Raw genomic sequence first — 19,504 nt, 5'->3', positions numbered from 1 at the left:
GGAAGTGTGAGGTTGGAAGTGTGAGGTGTTCAAGACAGGTATCCCGCCCATTTCCCAACGCAAAATTCATAATTCTGAATTCATAATTCATAATTCTGAATTCGTACTTACCCCAATGTCTGCATTTCGACCAATTTTTTGTACCCTTTTTTTGATTTCATCAATTCATCGTGTGTGCCTTGCTCCACAATCTTTCCTTTTTGGAGTACCACGATGGAATCTGCATTCTGGATGGTGCTCAGACGGTGTGCAATGACAATCGATGTACGGTTTCGCATCATTTTTTCAAGGGCGTCCTGCACCAGGCGCTCACTTTCGGTATCTAGGGCCGAGGTGGCCTCGTCCAATATCATGATAGGCGGATTTGTAAGTACGGCCCGAGCGATCGAGAGACGTTGTTTTTGCCCACCACTGAGTTTATTGCCCCCGTCACCGATGTTGGTATCATAGCCCTTGGGAAGCTCCATGATGAAATCATGGGCATTGGCCACTTTGGCTGCCTCGATGATTTCTTCATGTGAGGCATTTTCTTTGCCCAATGCAATGTTCTTGGCCACGGTATCGTTGAAGAGGATGGAATCTTGCGTTACTAGGCCCATCAAGTTTCGGAGTGACTTTTTTGAAACATCCTTGATGTTGGTGCCATCGAGCAATATTGCTCCCCCATTCACATCATAAAAACGGGTGACCAAGTTGGCAATGGTACTTTTACCACTCCCCGATTGGCCCACCAATGCGACCGTGTGCCCTTTCATGACCTTTAGGTCAAAGTCTTTGAGAACATACTCATCCTCATATTTAAAACTGACATTTTTCAGTTCGATCTGCTTCTCGAATCGCTGTATGTCTTGGGCATCTTTTTTGTCTTTGATAGGATTTTCACTTTCCAGTACCTCCAAGACCCTTTCGGCCGCGGCGTTGCCCTTACGCACCCTATAAGATGCCTTGCTAATGGCCTTGGCGGGGGTAAGAATGTTATAGGCAAGCCCCATATAGGCAATAAAGGAGGAGGCATCTAAAGTGCCATCGACCAATACCATTTTGCCCCCGAACCATAGCAATACCCCAATGACCAAAATGCCCAGAAATTCGCCTGTGGGCGAAGCTAGGTTTTGACGGTTCAACAAACTGTTCGAAAACCGGTAAAACCGATCGGTCGAATTTTTAAAGATCTTTAAGAAACGGGACTCGGCATTGAACGCCTTGATGATGCGGAGCCCACCCAAAGTTTCCTCAACGATAGACAGAAACTCACCTTGTTCTTTCTGCACACGATCTGACTTTTTCTTGAGTGATTTGCCGATGCGGGAAATAATCATCCCGGCAACGGGAATGAAAACAAAAACGAACAAGGTCAATTTGGCACTGATGCCGAACATGACGAGTATGGTGAAAAGAATGGTGAGCGGCTCCCTGACGATAAGCTCCAATATCGATAGAAAAGAATGCTGTATCTCCAACACATCTGAAGTGATTCGGGCGATTACATCACCTTTGCGTTTTTCATTGAAGTATGATACCGGCAGATCGACGACTTTTTCGTACATCTTGTTGCGGACGTCTTTCAACACCCCGTTTCGTAAAAAGGTGATAAAGTACATGGCGAGGTAGTTAAAGATGTTCTTGAGCAGAAAGAGCACCAGCACCAAACCGATGACCAACACCAGTCCCTTCATGTCATCATCGCCCGAATAGGCCGTTACTTGATAGTTGATATAATCTTGAAGATAGTTCTTTACATCGCCTAGCCCTTGATACGGGGGTTTTGCATAGACCTTGTCTTCTGGTTTGAACAGCACATCGAGCATGGGTATCAAAGCCGCGAACGATAGGGCGCTGAACAGCGCATAGAGTATATTGAAAAAGATGTTCAGAAAACCATATTTGCGGTACGGGCCCGCAAACCTTAGGATTTTTTTGAAATATTCCATCAGCCCATATTCAGTTCAGCGACGATACCCTCGATTTTGGCATCCAATTGCGAATTTACCAATTTAAAGTCCCCCGCCTTTTCGAGGGCCGCATTGGTGGTGATATAAAATTTCACTTTTGGCTCCGTGCCGCTGGGCCGGGCGGCAATTCGCGTGCCGTCTTCGGTTTCGTAAATCAATACGTTCGATTTGGGCAAGTGCATGGTCTTTTCTTCCCCCGTTTGCACATTTTTGGCCACGGAGGTATTGTAATCCTCGATCCAGACCACTGGTGATCCTTGAACCGATTGCACGGGATTCTCCTTGAAGTCCTTCAACATCTGCTTGATTTCCTCGGCGCCGCTGATTCCTTTTTTGGTCAGCGATATCAGTTTTTCCTTATAAAATCCGAACTGTACATAGGCATTGATCAATTCTTGGTAAAAAGAACTGCCATCGGCCTTTGCCTGACTGGCAATCTCACAGGCCAGCAGCGTAGCGGTCACGGCGTCTTTGTCTCTCACAAAATCACCTGCCATGTACCCAAAGCTCTCTTCACCGCCGCCAATGAATTTAGAATCGGGAAAATCTTTTATCATTTTACCGATCCATTTAAAACCTGTCAAAGCGGTCTTGAACTCGACCCCGTATGCTTTGGCCATTTCTTCGACCATGGGTGTCGACACGATGGTTGTTGCTATGAACTCATTGCCCTTGAACCCTTTCTTTTGGTATTGATCCAACAAAAACTTGGTCATCATCACCATGGTCTGGTTACCGTTGAGCAATTCGATTTCACCCTCTAGGTTTCTTACAGCTATGCCCAAGCGGTCGCTGTCAGGGTCGGTACCCACGACCATATCGGCGCCGATTTCCTCAGCCCTTTTGATGGCCATTTTCAATGCCTCTGGCTCTTCGGGATTGGGTGATTCGACCGTTGGAAAATTACCATCTGGGGTGGCCTGTTCTTCGATGACGGTCACGTTCTTGTATCCGGCCCGTTTCAAGACCTCAGGAATCGCGGTGATCGAAGTACCGTGAATGGAGGTGAACACGATCTTGAAATCATCTTTGCCCGCTGCGTTAAAGCTTCCGTTTTTGACCGAGGCCTCAAAGAAAGCCTCATCCACTTCTTTGTCAATAGGTTCTATCAAGCTGTCATTTGCGTTAAAATTGACATCCTCAAAATTCAAAGCATTGATTTCTGCGATGATATCACCATCTTGGGGCGGCACGATTTGGCCGCCATCTGTCCAATAAACCTTATATCCGTTATATTCAGGTGGGTTGTGTGAGGCCGTCAGTACAATGCCTGCATGACAGTTCAAATGCCTTACAGCAAAAGAAAGTTCAGGGGTGGTACGTAATTCAGAGAACAGAAAAACCTTTATGCCATTGGCGGCAAACACCTCGGCCACGATTCTTGCCAATGTGTCGCTATTATGGCGGCAATCATAGGCGATGACCACTTTGATCGTTTCGTTCGTATAGTGTTTCTTTAGATAGTTGCTGAGACCTTGGGTATTTTTGCCCAGTGTATATTTGTTGATTCTATTGGTGCCCACACCCATCACGCCACGCATGCCACCGGTACCAAACTCTAAATTTTTATAAAAACGCTCTTTGAGCTCATCGGGGTCGTTATCGATCAAATGCTGTACTTCTTTCTTGACCTCTGGCTCGAAAAAATCGCTTAGCCATGATTGGGCGGTCTCTAAAACATTCTGCATTGTTGTCAGAGTTTAAATGATTCATCAAAATTACGCTAGTTTAACAGAATACCATATTATCGGTCAAGAATATTGTGTTTTGCCAAAAAAAACTACTCAATCATCGCAAGTTTGATCGGGTTTGGCGATATTTTAGTATGTTGGTACTTCATGAGGTGTTTGATAGCAATTATTTTTATTCTTTTCAGTGGTTTTCTTTTGGCACAGCGAGAAGCTGCTAATTGGTATTTTGGCCAATATGCTGGTTTGGATTTCAATTCTGGAACACCAATTCCGCTTACAGATGGTCAAATCAATACGGTAGAAGGATGTGAGGCCTTTTCTGATGGTGATGGCAACCTTCTTTTCTACACCGAGGGGAAATCAGTATGGAATCGATTTCACAATCTGATGCCCAATGGTATTGAGCTAGGGGGCAGTTTTTCGACCACTCAGTCGGCCCTGGTCGTACCAAATCCGGTACGAAATAACATTTATTATATTTTTACGCCCGATGATGCATTGGCCTATCGTTTGGGCACGTCCAACGGATTCAATTATTCTGTGGTAAATATGTTGCTCGACAATGGCAGGGGAGATATAGTTGAAAAAAACACTACGCTCTTGGCACAATGCTCTGAAAAAGTTTCCGCCGTTCGTAATGCAACAGATAACTATTATTGGGTGGTCACCCATTACAGGAATCAGTTTTATTCATATCGCGTAGATGCCAATGGGGTATCGACCTCACCTGTAATCTCTACAATTGGCCCGTTAATATCTAATTCTGAAAATATTAGAGGCAGTTTGAAAATTTCTCCCGACGGTACGAAATTGGCGATAGCCCATACGATTGTTGAACCTGAGTTTGAGGGAAGTCTATATCTCTTTGATTTTAACGTTGATACAGGGGTGGTCAGTAATGCAACGCTCGTTAGTGATGAACGTGTTTATTATGGAGTGGAGTTTTCTTCGAATTCGTCAAAACTTTATGCGAGCGGTGTTTCTCTCACCACTGTTGATGGTGAAAAAATAACTGATGAGATTGAAATAGTACAGTACGATCTGGAATCAATGAGCATACCAGCATCAGAATATCAGGTTGCCCATTTCAATAGAAGAATCAATGACGGCTTTGTCGCCGGAGCGCTTCAAATAGCTATTGACAAAAAGATATACCATTCCATCCCAAATGAAAGGTTATCGGTCATAAGAACACCAAACTTGCAGGGATTGGACAGTGACTTTAGAAGATTTGGGGTTGATCTTGGTGGTCGGGCCGCCTCTTATGGACTTCCGCCCTTTATTCAATCTTTTTTTGAAACCATAGTGACGATAGAAAATTTTTGTGAAGGTGATACCACCCAGTTTACCACTGATTCTACAGGGGCCATTACATCGATTCATTGGAATTTTGGTGACCCGCTCTCCGGTTCGGCAAATTTTTCAACCGACTTGAACCCAACCCATGTGTTCACTGCGCATGGGACGTATACGGTAACCATCGAGGTAGAATATTCAAATGGTACCTCAAGAACTTTTTTAGAGTTTGTGGAAATAGCGGAAATACCCAACGTGGTTCAGAGTGTCAGTTTGGTACAGTGCGATGTTGATGGCAATGATGATGGCATTACCCAATTCAATTTGAACGAGGCCATAGTGCTTTTTAACAACGGCAACGAAGATATTACGGCAAATTTTTTCACCACACTTCAAGACGCCCAAAACAATGAAAATGTGATCGACCCGATTGGGTTTCAAAATAATTTTAACGGCGAGATACTATATGCAAGGGCTTTCGAGAATTCGGAGTGTTTTCAAATTGTTGAGGTTGCGCTTATAGTACGGCCCCTGACCGATTTGGGATTTTATCGAGAGTTACAGATCTGCGATGGAACTGTTGCCCTTTTGGCCGCAGAAGTAAACATGCAGGAGGTTTATGACCAACTTTTCGTTGATTTTGGTGATGATTTAAGTTTATACGCCACCGAAGATCATGCGCTCTTGGAATTAGAGGAGTTGGAACTCGAGAATAGAATATTTGGCCCTTTTGATCCATTGCAAGCATACTTTCGGGTTGAGAATCAAAACGACTGTGCGGCTATCGGTTTTGTAACACTTGATGTGGAGCAAAAACCTGAATATGAAGAAGTCGTGAAGGTTGTTTCATGTAACGGTGAAGCTGTTTTGACAGGACTGGATGGCTTTGACACCTATCTTTGGCCAGATGGTTCGACGGACCAAGAATATACGGTGCAGACTACCGGAACCTTTGATCTGATTTTTGGCAACGGTGATTGTAGCTATTTGCAGAGTTTCGAGGTGGTCGATGAAGCACCTTTTGAAGTTGAGGAGATTATTGTTGAAGATTTCACACAACGCAATTCGGTCACTATCATAACACAGATACCCGATACTATTGAAAACGTTCAATTTTCGTTGGATAATGGACTTACTTTTCAAGATTCAAATACTTTCTCCAACCTCTTGCCAGGGGTATATGATTTGGTGGTAAGCGATGGTTGTACCGAAATTATGGAAACCATTTTGGTAGGTGGGGTGCTACCATTTTTCACCCCTAATAGTGACGGCATCAACGATCGTTGGACATTGATGAACCCTGAATTTTTTCCCGATGTGGTCATATCGGTTTTTGATCGATATGGAAAATTGATGAAGACATTTCGACACGATGATCTAGGTTGGGATGGAACGTTCGATCGGCGCCAAATGCCTTCAGATGATTACTGGTATAAGCTACAATTGGGCGAAGGCCGCATTATTACCGGGCATTTTGCCTTAAAACGCTAAAAATTGATGGTCTCACTGATGGTATAATGGCCACGACCTGTCTTTTTAGAGCGTGTGATCAATTCGCCTAAAAATCCCGCCATAAAAAGCTGTGTGCCGAGAATCATTGCGGTGAGTGATATGTAGAATTGGGGCCTATCGGTTATCAACCTACCGGTCGGATCTAAAAACAGTTTGTCGATACCCAGATAAAGGGCAAAACCAAAACCGACCAGAAACATCAATACCCCCAAGGCACCAAATAAGTGCATGGGCTGTTTGCCAAACTTTGTGACGAACCAGATGGTGATCAAATCTAAAAAACCGTTGAGAAAACGCTCTGCCCCAAATTTGGTCTTACCATATTTTCTGGCCTGGTGCACAACCACTTTTTCACCGATGTTCGAGTAACCTGCATTTTTGGCAAGTACGGGTATGTAACGGTGCATTTCACCAGATACCTCGATGGTCTTGACCACCTTTTTTTTGAACGCTTTTAGGCCACAATTGAAATCGTGCAATTGCACTCCAGAAGTTTTTCTTGCAGCCCAATTGAAGAGTTTTGAAGGTAGATTCTTGGTAATGATCGAATCGTAGCGTTTCTTCTTCCATCCCGATACAATGTCAAAGTCTTCCTCTTTGATCAATCGCACCAATTCGGGAATTTCTTCCGGACTATCCTGTAAATCGGCATCCATGGTAATGATGACATCGCCCTGGGCCTCTTTGAAACCAGCGTGCAATGCCTGTGATTTTCCAAAGTTTTTGAGAAAACGCAGCCCCTTGACATTCTGATTTTTTGAGGCAAGTGACTGAATGACCTTCCATGAATCATCACCACTGCCATCATCGATAAAAATGATTTCATAAGAAAAATGATTGGACTGCATCACGGCTGCAATCCAATCATGTAGTTCTGTCAGTGATTCTTGCTCGTTAAGTAAAGGAATTACAACGGATAGCTGCATTGCTCGATTCTCGAATTCCTTTCAAAAGTAGCATTTTTTGGTTTAGTAAGCAGGTTTGGCTTTTTTGAAGATGAGACCAGCGATAAGACCAGCCACCAATCCCATAATAGTATTGAAAATAAGTATTATCGGATAGGTAAGCCAAGCAAATTTTTTACGCATTTCTACGCCCTGCTGCCATTGTTCTTCGGTTATATTCGGATTTTGTGCAAAGGTTTTTTCTTTGGCTATGGCAGTTGCCTTCTCCATAAAATCCGGTTCTATGAGATTAGATTGAATCAAAAAGTAAATAATGCCAATAATGCCAGCAATCACCGCCGCACCTGTACCTATTTTAAGGGCTTGGGCGATGCTTAAAAAATCACCATTTGCTTTTCGAAAGTTTTTTACTGCAATGGCTACTACGACTACCATGATAAGAAATCCGATGCCGGTTACCGCCCAGTTTTGCTCATAGTGAGCTTTTTGTAAATAAAGAAATACGCTGAAAACAACTGATATGAGTCCTAATATCAAGCCATAATTCAATGCATATTTTCCCGTTTTAGGTTGTTGTTCCTCCATTTTTGAATATTTAAGTTGATTACAGGTTATTGGTTAACAATCTCCCAAAATTGTTACACCTAAAGGTACAGTTTTTTCTTTTTCAGGTTTTTTGGGTTGCCAGAAAATAAAAAATACTTAAATTTGCAGCCTGAAAATCTCGACTTTAAGATACTCTGAAGATGAAGAAAGGTGTACATCCTAAAAACTATAGACTTGTGGCGTTCAAAGACATGTCGAACGATGATGTCTTCATCACCAAGTCAACTGCAGAAGCAAAAGAGACCATAACCGTTGATGGTACTGAATATCCATTGGTAAAATTGGAAATCTCAAGAACCTCACATCCTTATTATACGGGTAAGACCAAATTGGTCGATACTGCTGGTCGAATTGACAAGTTCAAGAACAAATACAAGAAATTCGAAAAGCCTGCCAAAAAAGAAAAAGAGGCAGAATAACGAGTTTTTGACAAAATATACGGAACGCTCCCACCATTGGTCGGGGGCGTTTTTTATTTTTACAAAGAATTAAGGCCACACAATGAACTATATTCTATCTGACGGCGACAGCAGAACAGCATTGTTACCGTTTACCTTCACGCGTCCGGTCGCAGACATTAGAATCGGTATTCTCACCATTCGGGAGAAATGGGAAAAATGGTTACAAACCTCGACGAGCTCTTTGACCGAAGAATATCTGTCCATCAAATATCCTCTTAAAATGGAGGCTGAGAACATAGTGATCAATGGTGCCGTTTTGCCCAACGAGGCATTGGTAGGGGCAGTGATCGAACTCAGACCAAAACAAGCACTGATAGGTGAAGAAAAAGTGATTGCCTTTGCTACAGGTAATCCCGAGGAAGCTTTTGATTTGGATGATTATGAACGGATTGGTTTTGAGGGGGAATTGTTCATGATCAAAAACACTTGGGACATTTTTTCAAGAAACGGGGAGGCATTGCAGGCCGACTTTGACTTTCTCACCAAAGGAAGAAAAAGTGCCCCGATTTCAGATACCAACCATTTGGTACGTCCTGAGCATATTTTTGTCGAAGAAGGAGCCAAAATCGAATACAGCATTCTGAATGCGGCCAATGGCCCCATATACATTGGTAAAAATACAGAGGTCTGGGAGGGCAGCCTTATTCGTGGTGGTTTTGCCCTTTGCGAAAAGGCCGTGGTCAAGATGGGCGCCAAGATTTATGGCCCAACCACAGTGGGCCCCTATGGCAAGGTTTGTGGCGAGATCAACAACTCGGTCATTTTTGGCTATTCGAGCAAGGGCCATGAGGGGTATTTGGGCAACTCGGTACTGGGCGAATGGTGCAATATCGGAGCAGACTCGAACAACTCAAATCTCAAGAACAACTACGCAAAAGTACGGTTGTGGAACTATGCCACCGAAACTTTTGATCAAACAGGACTGCAATTCTGTGGACTCATGATGGGCGACCACAGCAAAACGGCCATCAATACCATGTTCAACACCGGTACGATCATAGGGGTGAACAGCAACATTTATGTACCAGGCTTTCCACGTAATTTCATACCCAGTTTCAGTTGGGGCGGGGCCTCTGGTTTTCGAACCTATAACCTGAAAGCTGCCTTTGACACCGCAAAGGTGATGATGGCCCGGCGTGGAAAGGAATTTGATGAAAAAGAACAGGCCATTTTAGAGCACGTCTATGAGGCCACAGAAAAATGGCGAAATTTCTAGGTCGCGTTTTACCTTTCTTTGGGCTGTTGTTGTGTTACACAATGGGTCATGCCCCCGTTGGCATATACGTTCCTAAAATCGATTCCCACGACTGTTCTATTTGGATAAATGGTCTGTATTTTTTGTAAAGCGATAACGTCATTTGGGTCATTGTAAATAGGCACAATGACTTTCGTATTGGCTATATAATAATTACAGTAAGAGCCTTTATAACCTAGATCTTTTCCATAAGTGGTCACAACATTGTTTTGGGTCAATGGCAATTTCAAAAAAGTATAGGCAACACCATCTTTATTTTTCGCAGCATACAATTTATCGATATCTGACTGTAGAACATCATATGCCAACAGGTCATCATTGTTCATGGTAACTATGGTGTTTGAGTTGCCGAATCTTGCGAAACCATCAATGTGTTGATCGGTTATATCTAGTCCCTTTTGACCATCCAACCAAATGAAGTGGGTTGCTCCCAAGTATTTTTGAAATATATTTTCAGCCACTACTTGTGTCATTCCCCGATTTCGATTCTTATTCAAAATCGAACTTTTGCAAGCCATCAATGTTCCATTTCCATCAAGTTCTACACTTCCACCTTCATTCACCATTATTGAATTTAGATCTACTACGGTTCTGTTTTGATCTTGTCCGATTTTAGTGGGAATTGTGTTGCAGTCTGCATAATCTGCTTTATTTCCCCATCCGTTGAACCCCCAATCTTGGATGACCAAATTTCCATTATGGTCATAAACATAGATCGGGCCATTGTCCCGTACCCAAAAGTCATCGGTAGGATATATGTAAAAACCGACATTGGTCAAGTCCACCGATTGTGCGTTAAGTAATGCAATGATTCTACTTTTCTCAGTTTCGTCATACGCGATTATATGTACTTTTTCACTTGTGATCAACTCTTTTGCAAGCTCGACCCAAGTTGGGTCAAGGTCATCTCGAAAATCAATACCGTATTGATAATGGTGCGGCCATTGCAACCAAGTGGCTTCATGGGGTTCGCTTTCTTCAGGAAAAATATACATTACTTCAGTCGCCAAAATCGGTTCTTTTATGGTTTGCTCGTCACATGAGTTTATCGTTGAAATAAGTATAACAAGAAAAAAAAGGACCATGATGTATCTATTCTCTTTTAATTCGTTCAAATGGTTGCCAACATTAGATTAAGTGGAGCTTGATGCTTCGACAATGTTCAGCACAAGTAACGAAGTTCGATGAATTTTTTTAGAGTTTCAACAGCAACGGTGTACGGTTTTTATGGCATATTGCCAGGTTGTGATGACTTGCTGGCTATTGATTATCTTTGCAACCTGCAAAAATCAAGACATTCGATGAAAAAAGTCGCCTTTTACACCTTGGGCTGCAAGCTTAACTTTTCAGAAACTTCGACCATTGCAAGAAGTTTTGAGGGCGAAGGTTTTCAACGTGTTGATTTCTCAGAAACTGCCGATATCTATGTCATCAACACCTGCTCGGTGACCGAGAATGCCGATAAACGCTTTAAAACCATTGTCAAGCAAGCGCAGAAAACCAATGCAGAAGCTTTTGTCGCCGCAGTGGGCTGTTATGCCCAGTTGAAACCTGAAGAACTGGCTGATGTTGAGGGGGTAGACCTGGTCTTGGGGGCTACGGAAAAGTTCAAGATCACCGATTATTTGAATGACCTGACCAAGAATGAAATAGGTGAAGTGCATTCATGTGAGATCGAAGAGGCCGATTTTTATGTGGGCAGCTATGCCATAGGTGATAGAACCCGTGCTTTTCTAAAGGTACAGGATGGCTGTGATTACAAGTGCACCTATTGCACAATACCCCTTGCACGTGGCATTTCACGCAGTGATACCCTTGCGAATGTCTTGAAAAATGCTTCAGAGATCGCCGCAAAGGGCATTAAGGAAATTGTACTGACAGGAGTGAATATCGGTGACTATGGCAAAGGGGAATTTGGCAACAAAAAGCACGAACATACTTTTTTCGATTTGGTAAGAGCGTTGGATAGGGTAGAGGGTGTTCACCGTTTGCGCATCTCTTCGATCGAACCGAACCTCTTAAAAAACGAGACCATTGACTTTGTGGCGAACAGCAAGAGTTTTGTGCCACACTTCCATATTCCACTGCAAAGTGGCAGTGACAAGATTTTAAAATTGATGCGCAGGCGTTACTTGACCAATTTGTATGTCGACAGGGTAGCTCGAATCAAAAAAGCGATGCCCCACGCTTGCATAGGCGTGGATGTGATCGTGGGTTTTCCCGGCGAAACGGATGAGGATTTCTTGCACACCTATCATTTTTTGAACGAATTGGGGGTTTCTTACCTGCATGTCTTTACCTATTCTGAACGAGACAATACGCTGGCCGCAGAAATGGAGGGCATTGTTCCCAAACATATCCGCAACAAGCGAAGCAAAATGCTTAGGGGGCTATCGGTCAAAAAGCGACGTGCTTTCTATGAAAGCCAGTTGGGGTGTAAGAGAACAGTACTTTTCGAGGGTGAAAATAAAGCAGGATATATTCATGGCTTCACCGAAAACTATGTGAAGGTAAAGGCACCATGGGATCCTGGGTTGGTGAATACCCTACACGAGGTAGAATTGACGACGATCGATGAAGATGGTTTGGTTCGGTTCGCATTTGTGGAGGAAAAAATTATGGCATAAAAAATCCCGCTCGAAAGCGGGATGTTTTTTAGATTCGTATTCCAACCGGGAGCATTTCTTTATACTGTCGGTTTTTTCGCAAAAAGCCCGCAATGTGTGGGCTTGTTGGTACCACCCTTTGATTTTGCTCTTGAATGTGGTGGAGTACTTCTTTGATGAAAGCTTCTTTAAAGCCTTCTTTAGAAATTTCTTCTGGTATTACCAGCTTGGTCAAAAAGATCTTACGCTCTTGTGATGAATACTCGATTTTGGCAAGATGTCCATCGACTTTAGTTTCAAATTGGCGCAAGAAACTATTGTCCTTAATTTCCATTTCAATCATATAGTTTAGTTTAATTTTGGCACCAGATAAAAAAATTACGATGTCCTAGCTCGTAATTTTTTGATTTTATATGGCAGGGTGATTTGTGCAGAGGGTTAGGCCCGTTACAAATCTGACACAAAAGTAGTTAAAATATACCGAATATCCTATTTTTAATCGACCATAAGCAGAATATGAAGGCCGATAAGATTCCTGTTTATTTTATGCCCGGTATGGCGGCCAGCCCATCGATATTTGACGGTATTGGATTATCGGATAAAAAGTTTGAGGTACAACGGCTTTCATGGTTCGTACCTGAAAAGGGAATGACCTTTGAAGCGTATGCCAAAAAAATGTGCCGATCGATCCGTCATGACAACGTTGTTTTGATAGGAGTATCGTTCGGGGGGCTTTTGGTACAAGAGATGGCGAATTATATATCCACCAGAAAAGTAATTGTTATTTCAACGGTCAAGAGCCATAAAGAATTACCAAAACGAATGCTTTTCGCAAAGTACACCAAGGCACATAAACTGTTGCCGACCGGTATGGTGAACAACGTTGAGCTACTGGCAAAATATGCCTTTGGTGAAACGGTGACAAAGCGATTGGAACTTTATGAGCAGTACCTCTCGATAAGAGACAAGCATTATATCGATTGGTCAATTGATAAAATTGTGAATTGGAAACAGGAAAGACCACCTGATAACCTGATTCATATTCATGGGGAGAAAGATGCGGTATTTCCCATTTCGAACATCAAAGATTGTATCACCGTGAAAAATGGCACGCATACGATGATCATTCACAGGGCAAAGTGGTTCAACGAGCACCTGCCCACAATTATTTTGGAATCATAGAGTTCTAAATAGTAACTTGCAGTATAATTATCAAACAAACATGAAACATCTCAAAAACATATTGGCCGTGATCGGGGCACTTTTTGTGGTAGGAAGTCTGATCTATGCCGTTCAAAGTACTCCAGAGACGAAAGAGACCAAAAAACAGACAGAAGGGGAAATCGATAAACATGTCAGTGATGGTTACCGTATCAGTGCTATCGATATTCCTGAAGACCTCAATTTTGCAGGTGAACAGGTACCGCTTGATGATCCTGAAATCATGGAACGTGTCGACCGAGAGTTTTTGGTCAATACCTACTGGCAATCAAATGCCCTATTGTTGATGAAACGGGCCAACAAGTATTTCCCCATCATTGAGCCCATCTTGGCCAAAAACGGAATCCCAGATGATTTCAAATATTTGGCGGTTGCCGAAAGTGGTCTGCAAAACGTGGTTTCGCCTGCCGGTGCCACAGGTTTTTGGCAGATATTGAAAACGACTGGCAGAGAATACGGTTTAGAGGTCAATAGCAATGTTGATGAACGCTACCATGTTGAAAAAGCGACCCAAGTGGCCTGCGATTACCTCAAAAAGTGGAAAGACCGCTTTGGCACTTGGACACTTACCGCTGCAGCATACAATGCAGGACCAGCCGGAATTCAAAAGTATATGAACATTCAAAAGGTCGATGATTATTATGATCTGCTATTGGGTGAAGAAACCGGGCGTTATGTGTTTCGGATCATGGCCATCAAAGAGATTTTGTCACAACCGGAAAAATATGGCTTTGAATTGGAGAAGAAGGATCTCTATGAAGCAGTGCCCACATTTTCGGTAGAGGTTGATACTGTGGTATCGAGCTGGGCAGATTTTGCATCCCTTTATGAAATCAGCTACAAGGTGCTGAAGCGTCACAATCCTTGGCTACGAGAACCACATTTGAACAATGGTTCTGGCAAAATGTACGTGATAGAGATTCCGAATAAGGGATATTACCGAGAGAGCAAATAAGGCTAAATACGTTTCATCTGCTGCTGCATCATTTTGATCTGCTCGGTCAGCATGTTGTTCTTATCCAACTTTTTGGCTTCTTGAAGTAGGGTAGTGGCCTCACGTTTTCTTCTTTTCTGCATCGCTATGCCCGCCAGGCTCAATTTGGCCATGGCCACATCATAATCCATATTGAGACCTAATTTCAGCGCTTTCCTAAAATACTTTTCCGCTTGCGTCAGATTTTTTTGTGAATAGATGATACCGTGCAAGTAGTTATAGTAGCCCTGCTGCTTTTTGACCAATGCCGCTTCTGGATTTTTGATTCTTGAAAGCCATCTTTGGGTGCCCTCCATATCTTGTTTGCGCATTCTTAAGAAAGCCATCAAAATGAACTCATTGCGGAAATAGAGAAAAATAAAGACCAATGAGAGCAGAATCAAAAAAATACCGTTGCCAATGTAACCCTCGGCAAACTGATACCCTGCATACCCCACGATCAAGGCCGCTATGACGATTTTTATATTTTTATGGAACATTTATGGTCGCTTTTATGAAATTTCTGTCTAGTCGAGACATCATTTTTTCGGGCCAACAAAAGTAACAAAAACTTGGGGAATAATTTCTTGAACCCATTTGCCGAAGTAAAAACTCTTTGTATATTTGCGCCCAGAATTTTTTGGGTAGTCGTAGAACTATCCTGAATCCATAAAAAATTTCACTGATGAAAAGAACGTATCAGCCATCGAAACGGAAGAGAAGAAACAAGCATGGCTTCAGAGAGCGCATGGCAACGGCCAGTGGTCGTAAGGTTCTTGCCCGAAGAAGGGCCAAAGGAAGAAAGAAATTGTCTGTTTCATCTGAGCCAAGACATAAGAAATAAATGACTGTCAATAACTTTTAATTGAAAGGTGCTACTTTTTTGTTTAGCACCTTTTTTTTGACCTAGTTTTAACGTTTGAAGAAAAATCAACTGACAAAATGCCCAAAAGAGACGATCTCAAATCAATATTGATCATTGGTTCTGGCCCAATCATTATCGGTCAGGCATGCGAATTCGATTATTCAGGATCACAAGCACTTCGTTCTTTGCGCGAAGACGGTATCGAAACGGTTTTGATCAATAGCAATCCTGCCACGATCATGACGGATCCCACGATGGCCGATCATGTGTATCTAAAACCGTTGAACACCAAATCGATCATTGAGATTCTTAAGAAACACCCGAACATCGATGCGGTTTTGCCGACCATGGGCGGGCAAACGGCACTGAACCTTTGTATCGAGGCCGATGAAAAAGGTATTTGGGAAGATTTTGAGGTTGAGATCATCGGTGTCGATATCGATGCCATCAACATCACGGAAGATAGGGAGAAGTTCAGGGAATTGATGTTGAAAATAGGGATCGGTATGCCGCCACAGGCCTCGGCGACCTCTTTTTTGAAAGGAAAGGAAATCGCCCAAGAATTTGGCTTTCCATTGGTAATACGCGCTTCATTCACTCTTGGGGGCGCAGGTGCCTCGATCGTATACGATCCAGAAAGATTTGACAACCAGTTGAGCCATGCATTGGAAGTTTCCCCTATCCACGAGGTGATGATCGATAAGGCTTTGATGGGTTGGAAAGAATATGAATTGGAGTTGTTGCGCGACAAGAACGACAACGTGGTCATTATCTGTACCATCGAGAACATGGATCCCATGGGCATCCATACGGGCGATTCCATTACGGTAGCTCCTGCGATGACCCTTTCTGACCGCACATTTCAGCGTATGCGTGATATGGCCATACATATGATGCGCAGTATCGGTGATTTTGCGGGCGGCTGTAATGTACAGTTTGCCGTGAGTCCAGATGAGAAAGAAGACATTATTGCCATAGAGATCAATCCGAGGGTATCGCGATCATCGGCTTTGGCCTCAAAGGCAACCGGGTATCCTATCGCCAAAATAGCGGCCAAACTTGCCATAGGGTATTCGCTTGATGAACTTGACAATCAAATCACCAAATCTACATCGGCACTTTTCGAGCCGACATTGGATTATGTAATCGTAAAAATACCCCGTTGGAATTTCGATAAGTTTGAAGGCTCTGACCGTACCTTGGGCCTACAAATGAAATCAGTGGGCGAGGTAATGGGCATTGGCCGTTCATTTCAAGAAGCCCTGCACAAGGCCACACAATCACTTGAGATCAAAAGAAACGGATTGGGTGCCGATGGCAAGGGCTACAAAGATTATGAGACCATCATCCAAAAATTGACCGTACCGAGTTGGGATCGTGTATTTGTCATTTATGATGCCGTACAATTGGGTATTCCATTGAACCGTATACATGAGATTACCAAAATCGATATGTGGTTCTTGCGACAATATGAAGAACTGCACCTGTTAGAGCAAGAGATTTCGACCTATACCATTGCCACGCTGCCCAAAGCCCTGTTGCTTGAGGCCAAACAAAAAGGCTTTGCCGATCGGCAGATCGCCCATATGTTGGATTGTTGGGAAAGCGAGGTGCACAAAAAACGAATGGAGCTGAACATCAATCGGGTGTACAAATTGGTCGATACCTGTGCAGCCGAGTTCAAGGCGATGACACCTTATTATTACTCCACTTTTGAAGAAGAAATCGAGACAGCTGACGGTAAACGTTACGTGGCCAACGACAGTGAGGTTTCAAACAGAAAGAAAATCGTGGTACTGGGTTCTGGTCCCAACCGCATAGGGCAGGGCATCGAGTTTGATTACTGTTGCGTGCACGGTGTGTTGGCAGCTGCTGAATGTGGTTATGAGACCATAATGATAAACTGTAACCCCGAAACGGTCTCAACCGATTTTGATACGGCCGACAAACTATATTTTGAACCTGTTTTTTGGGAACATATCTACGATATCATTCTTCACGAAAAACCTGAGGGAATCATTGTTCAGTTAGGTGGTCAGACCGCTTTGAAACTGGCCGAAAAGCTTGACAAATATGGCATCAAGATCATCGGTACCAGTTTTCAGTCGTTGGATTTGGCAGAAGATCGTGGAAGCTTTTCCACCCTGCTGAAAGAAAACGATATTCCCTATCCACGTTTCGGAACCGCTGAAAGTGCCGATGAGGCACTGCAATTGGCCGACGAACTCGGTTTTCCGTTGTTGGTCAGGCCTTCTTATGTATTGGGCGGACAGGGAATGAAAATTGTCATCAATAAAAAAGATCTTGAAGCCCATGTGGTTGATTTGCTCCGAAAGATTCCCAATAACAAATTGTTGCTAGATCATTATTTAGATGGTGCCATTGAAGCAGAGGCCGATGCCATCTGTGATGGGGAAGAAATTTATATCATTGGCATCATGGAGCATATAGAGCCTTGTGGTATTCATTCAGGTGATTCAAATGCTACCTTGCCACCGTTCAATTTGGGCGAATTTGTGATACAGCAGATAAAAGACCATACCAAAAAGATAGCCCTTGCGCTGAACACGGTGGGGCTCATCAATATTCAGTTCGCCATCAAAGACGATACCGTGTTTATCATCGAAGCAAATCCACGTGCCTCCCGTACCGTGCCCTTTATCGCAAAAGCCTACGGAGAGCCTTATGTGAACTATGCCACCAAAGTGATGTTGGGTGAAAAGAAAATCAAGGATTTTGATTTTAATCCACACTTGGATGGTTACGCCATCAAACAACCCGTTTTTTCTTTCAATAAATTCCCCAATGTAAACAAGAATTTGGGGCCAGAAATGAAGAGTACTGGTGAAAGCATCCTCTTCATAGATAGTTTGAAAGATGATGATTTCTATAACCTGTATTCAAGACGGAAGATGTATCTGAGCAAGTAGACCATCTTCCGCCTTTGGTTTGCCATTGATCTTTATTCAAGCTTTAGATTGTCAGTGGCATCTAAACGTGCGACAATGCCCCAGCCAAAGAAGTAATGGGCGACCCCAAGCAAAAGTTCGTTATCACCTTTTTTTAGGGGCAGCATGATTTCGCTGTTATCTATGGTACATCTCCCTCTGGGTTGCTTCATACCTGGTGAACCGTAATAATTCTTGTCGATGTAAAGGGGCTGGCCGTCAATGAGCACCCATATCTCGTCACTGAACCCGAGTTTTAAACGGCGTATTTGGTCTATTTCAGATTTGATGTTCGTTTTCAACCATACCAAACGTCGCTTGCCATTTTCTGTGGCGCCGTACAATCTTGTGAGATTGACCATGCCACGGCGCTCAGCCGTTATTGGTTTCCAACTAGAATCATCGAGTAACGTACTGTCTATCACCACCCCTGGGTTTCTAGGTATACCTTTCATGATATCTACATTGAAAGGGAGGTCAACAGGGGCCGAAACAGACCAATTTTTTAAATAACGGGTATCACTATAAGCAGGGTCATAGCCTTCTACCTTGGGTAAATCTTCGGTTGCGTTAGGTGTAATGGTCAGGTTGGCATAAATGACGCTACCGGTCAGGTAAATACTTCCTGATTTTCGGCTACCCTCGAAACAGGGCACATATAGGGCCACCTTGTTCATATCATTCACATATACCTTCATTTGTTTTTCGCTTATGACCAATTTCACATGGTTCCACCTTTGGTCGTAAATCGCTGCGGCAGCTTGGTAATCGTCGGTCATGTCCCACATGTTTACGCCATCGATCACCGTGGCATATTGCATGGTGTAACGGCTCAACGGATCTACCGTGCCGAAGTAGCGTATATAGAACAGTTCTGTATTTTTTTGATCATTGGATGAACGAAAACCAATACCGGGAAATCCTCTTCCCGTGAATTCCACATCATATTCAATGGTTCCATCGGTAAACTCATAATCTTTTAGCATAATATTTATCCCTGAATCGGTTTTCGGGCGGACAGCGTCGACATTTTTATAGGTTATGAATTCAACATTATCTGCATTGTGCTCCCATGCCCCTGCTTTCATGGGGACATTTATTTTCTTTTGTTGTGCATTGCTTTTCATCGCAAAAACAATACAGATTATGACCAAGACTTTTCTAGTGATACATTTCATCTTTTAGGATTTAAAACTTAATTTCATAAGACTAA

General features: G+C 43.1%; 16 protein-coding genes. 8 read left to right on the top strand and 8 right to left on the bottom strand.

Annotation, left to right across the window (positions count from 1 at the left end; genetic code table 11):
* Positions 1 to 107: 107 nt before the first annotated feature.
* Both L0P89_RS00440 and L0P89_RS00435 read right to left on the bottom strand, forming a co-directional pair.
* Positions 108 to 1,931, bottom strand: a complete 1,824-nt coding sequence (locus L0P89_RS00440; protein ID WP_235266432.1) for an ABC transporter ATP-binding protein — start codon at positions 1,929 to 1,931, stop codon at positions 108 to 110.
* Positions 1,931 to 3,640: a phospho-sugar mutase gene (locus tag L0P89_RS00435; protein WP_235266431.1), complete on the bottom strand. Its 1,710-nt coding sequence runs from the start codon at positions 3,638 to 3,640 to the stop codon at positions 1,931 to 1,933. The genes L0P89_RS00440 and L0P89_RS00435 overlap by 1 nt, the downstream gene beginning before the upstream one ends.
* A gap of 150 nt (positions 3,641 to 3,790) precedes the next feature.
* Here L0P89_RS00435 and L0P89_RS00430 point away from each other — a divergent pair, with 150 nt between their 5' ends.
* On the top strand, positions 3,791 to 6,430 hold the full coding sequence (locus tag L0P89_RS00430; protein WP_235266430.1) for a T9SS type B sorting domain-containing protein: 2,640 nt from the start codon (positions 3,791 to 3,793) through the stop codon (positions 6,428 to 6,430).
* Here the strand turns inward: L0P89_RS00430 and L0P89_RS00425 are convergent.
* A complete protein-coding gene (locus L0P89_RS00425) occupies positions 6,427 to 7,377 on the bottom strand; it encodes a glycosyltransferase family 2 protein (protein WP_235266429.1) in 951 nt (316 codons plus the stop codon). The genes L0P89_RS00430 and L0P89_RS00425 overlap by 4 nt on opposite strands.
* 42 nt (positions 7,378 to 7,419) lie before the next feature.
* A complete protein-coding gene (locus L0P89_RS00420) occupies positions 7,420 to 7,941 on the bottom strand; it encodes a DUF4199 domain-containing protein (protein ID WP_235266428.1) in 522 nt (173 codons plus the stop codon).
* A 161-nt stretch (positions 7,942 to 8,102) separates the two neighbouring features.
* On the opposite strand from L0P89_RS00420, the gene L0P89_RS00415 reads away from it, so the two are divergent.
* The gene (locus tag L0P89_RS00415; protein ID WP_235266427.1) at positions 8,103 to 8,381 is read left to right on the top strand and encodes a type B 50S ribosomal protein L31; all 279 of its coding nucleotides are present in this window, start codon (positions 8,103 to 8,105) and stop codon (positions 8,379 to 8,381) included.
* An 82-nt stretch (positions 8,382 to 8,463) separates the two neighbouring features.
* A complete protein-coding gene (locus L0P89_RS00410; protein ID WP_235266426.1) occupies positions 8,464 to 9,639 on the top strand; it encodes a GlmU family protein in 1,176 nt (391 codons plus the stop codon).
* An 8-nt stretch (positions 9,640 to 9,647) separates the two neighbouring features.
* Here L0P89_RS00410 and L0P89_RS00405 read toward each other — a convergent pair whose 3' ends face one another.
* A complete protein-coding gene (locus tag L0P89_RS00405) occupies positions 9,648 to 10,763 on the bottom strand; it encodes an agmatine/peptidylarginine deiminase (protein ID WP_235266425.1) in 1,116 nt (371 codons plus the stop codon).
* A gap of 216 nt (positions 10,764 to 10,979) precedes the next feature.
* On the opposite strand from L0P89_RS00405, the gene mtaB reads away from it, so the two are divergent.
* The gene (mtaB, locus tag L0P89_RS00400) at positions 10,980 to 12,305 is read left to right on the top strand and encodes a tRNA (N(6)-L-threonylcarbamoyladenosine(37)-C(2))-methylthiotransferase MtaB (RefSeq protein ID WP_235266424.1); all 1,326 of its coding nucleotides are present in this window, start codon (positions 10,980 to 10,982) and stop codon (positions 12,303 to 12,305) included.
* Positions 12,306 to 12,333: 28 nt separating this feature from the next.
* Here mtaB and L0P89_RS00395 read toward each other — a convergent pair whose 3' ends face one another.
* Positions 12,334 to 12,627, bottom strand: a complete 294-nt coding sequence (locus L0P89_RS00395) for a GNAT family N-acetyltransferase (RefSeq protein WP_235266423.1) — start codon at positions 12,625 to 12,627, stop codon at positions 12,334 to 12,336.
* Positions 12,628 to 12,800: 173 nt separating this feature from the next.
* On the opposite strand from L0P89_RS00395, the gene L0P89_RS00390 reads away from it, so the two are divergent.
* Both L0P89_RS00390 and L0P89_RS00385 read left to right on the top strand, forming a co-directional pair.
* Positions 12,801 to 13,466 (top strand): alpha/beta fold hydrolase, encoded by a 666-nt coding sequence (locus tag L0P89_RS00390; protein ID WP_235266422.1) that lies wholly within the window; start codon positions 12,801 to 12,803, stop codon positions 13,464 to 13,466.
* Between the two features lie 40 nt (positions 13,467 to 13,506).
* A complete protein-coding gene (locus L0P89_RS00385; protein ID WP_235266421.1) occupies positions 13,507 to 14,460 on the top strand; it encodes a lytic transglycosylase domain-containing protein in 954 nt (317 codons plus the stop codon).
* Between the two features lie 2 nt (positions 14,461 to 14,462).
* Here the strand turns inward: L0P89_RS00385 and L0P89_RS00380 are convergent, their stop codons facing one another.
* Positions 14,463 to 14,978: a DUF2892 domain-containing protein gene (locus tag L0P89_RS00380; protein ID WP_235266420.1), complete on the bottom strand. Its 516-nt coding sequence runs from the start codon at positions 14,976 to 14,978 to the stop codon at positions 14,463 to 14,465.
* A gap of 185 nt (positions 14,979 to 15,163) precedes the next feature.
* Here L0P89_RS00380 and rpmH point away from each other — a divergent pair, with 185 nt between their 5' ends.
* On the top strand, positions 15,164 to 15,322 hold the full coding sequence (gene rpmH, locus L0P89_RS00375; protein ID WP_235266419.1) for a 50S ribosomal protein L34: 159 nt from the start codon (positions 15,164 to 15,166) through the stop codon (positions 15,320 to 15,322).
* 98 nt (positions 15,323 to 15,420) lie between these two features.
* Positions 15,421 to 18,273, top strand: coding sequence for a carbamoyl-phosphate synthase large subunit (gene carB, locus L0P89_RS00370; protein ID WP_235266418.1), 2,853 nt, complete (start codon positions 15,421 to 15,423; stop codon positions 18,271 to 18,273).
* A gap of 32 nt (positions 18,274 to 18,305) precedes the next feature.
* Here carB and L0P89_RS00365 read toward each other — a convergent pair whose 3' ends face one another.
* Positions 18,306 to 19,469 carry a hypothetical protein gene (locus L0P89_RS00365; RefSeq protein WP_235266417.1) on the bottom strand — a complete coding sequence of 388 codons (1,164 nt, stop codon included), beginning with the start codon at positions 19,467 to 19,469 and terminating at the stop codon, positions 18,306 to 18,308.
* Positions 19,470 to 19,504: the final 35 nt, after the last annotated feature.

Origin of the sequence: Muricauda sp. SCSIO 65647, from assembly GCF_021534965.1 — a bacterium.
Classification (GTDB): Bacteria; Bacteroidota; Bacteroidia; order Flavobacteriales; family Flavobacteriaceae; genus Flagellimonas_A.
Note: the sequence above shows the minus strand (reverse complement) of the source record. Positions and strands in the feature narration are given on the sequence as shown.

Excerpts from the sequence above, each read along its gene's own strand:
- L0P89_RS00440 (WP_235266432.1), bottom strand. The coding sequence starts at position 1,931 with ATGGAATATTTCAAAAAAATCCTAAGGTTTGCGGGCCCGTACCGCAAA.
- L0P89_RS00435 (WP_235266431.1), bottom strand. The coding sequence starts at position 3,640 with ATGCAGAATGTTTTAGAGACCGCCCAATCATGGCTAAGCGATTTTTTC.
- L0P89_RS00430 (WP_235266430.1), top strand. The coding sequence starts at position 3,791 with ATGAGGTGTTTGATAGCAATTATTTTTATTCTTTTCAGTGGTTTTCTT.
- L0P89_RS00425 (WP_235266429.1), bottom strand. The coding sequence starts at position 7,377 with ATGCAGCTATCCGTTGTAATTCCTTTACTTAACGAGCAAGAATCACTG.
- L0P89_RS00420 (WP_235266428.1), bottom strand. The coding sequence starts at position 7,941 with ATGGAGGAACAACAACCTAAAACGGGAAAATATGCATTGAATTATGGC.
- L0P89_RS00415 (WP_235266427.1), top strand. The coding sequence starts at position 8,103 with ATGAAGAAAGGTGTACATCCTAAAAACTATAGACTTGTGGCGTTCAAA.
- L0P89_RS00410 (WP_235266426.1), top strand. The coding sequence starts at position 8,464 with ATGAACTATATTCTATCTGACGGCGACAGCAGAACAGCATTGTTACCG.
- L0P89_RS00405 (WP_235266425.1), bottom strand. The coding sequence starts at position 10,763 with ATGGTCCTTTTTTTTCTTGTTATACTTATTTCAACGATAAACTCATGT.
- mtaB (WP_235266424.1), top strand. The coding sequence starts at position 10,980 with ATGAAAAAAGTCGCCTTTTACACCTTGGGCTGCAAGCTTAACTTTTCA.
- L0P89_RS00395 (WP_235266423.1), bottom strand. The coding sequence starts at position 12,627 with ATGATTGAAATGGAAATTAAGGACAATAGTTTCTTGCGCCAATTTGAA.
- L0P89_RS00390 (WP_235266422.1), top strand. The coding sequence starts at position 12,801 with ATGAAGGCCGATAAGATTCCTGTTTATTTTATGCCCGGTATGGCGGCC.
- L0P89_RS00385 (WP_235266421.1), top strand. The coding sequence starts at position 13,507 with ATGAAACATCTCAAAAACATATTGGCCGTGATCGGGGCACTTTTTGTG.
- L0P89_RS00380 (WP_235266420.1), bottom strand. The coding sequence starts at position 14,978 with ATGTTCCATAAAAATATAAAAATCGTCATAGCGGCCTTGATCGTGGGG.
- rpmH (WP_235266419.1), top strand. The coding sequence starts at position 15,164 with ATGAAAAGAACGTATCAGCCATCGAAACGGAAGAGAAGAAACAAGCAT.
- carB (WP_235266418.1), top strand. The coding sequence starts at position 15,421 with ATGCCCAAAAGAGACGATCTCAAATCAATATTGATCATTGGTTCTGGC.
- L0P89_RS00365 (WP_235266417.1), bottom strand. The coding sequence starts at position 19,469 with ATGAAATGTATCACTAGAAAAGTCTTGGTCATAATCTGTATTGTTTTT.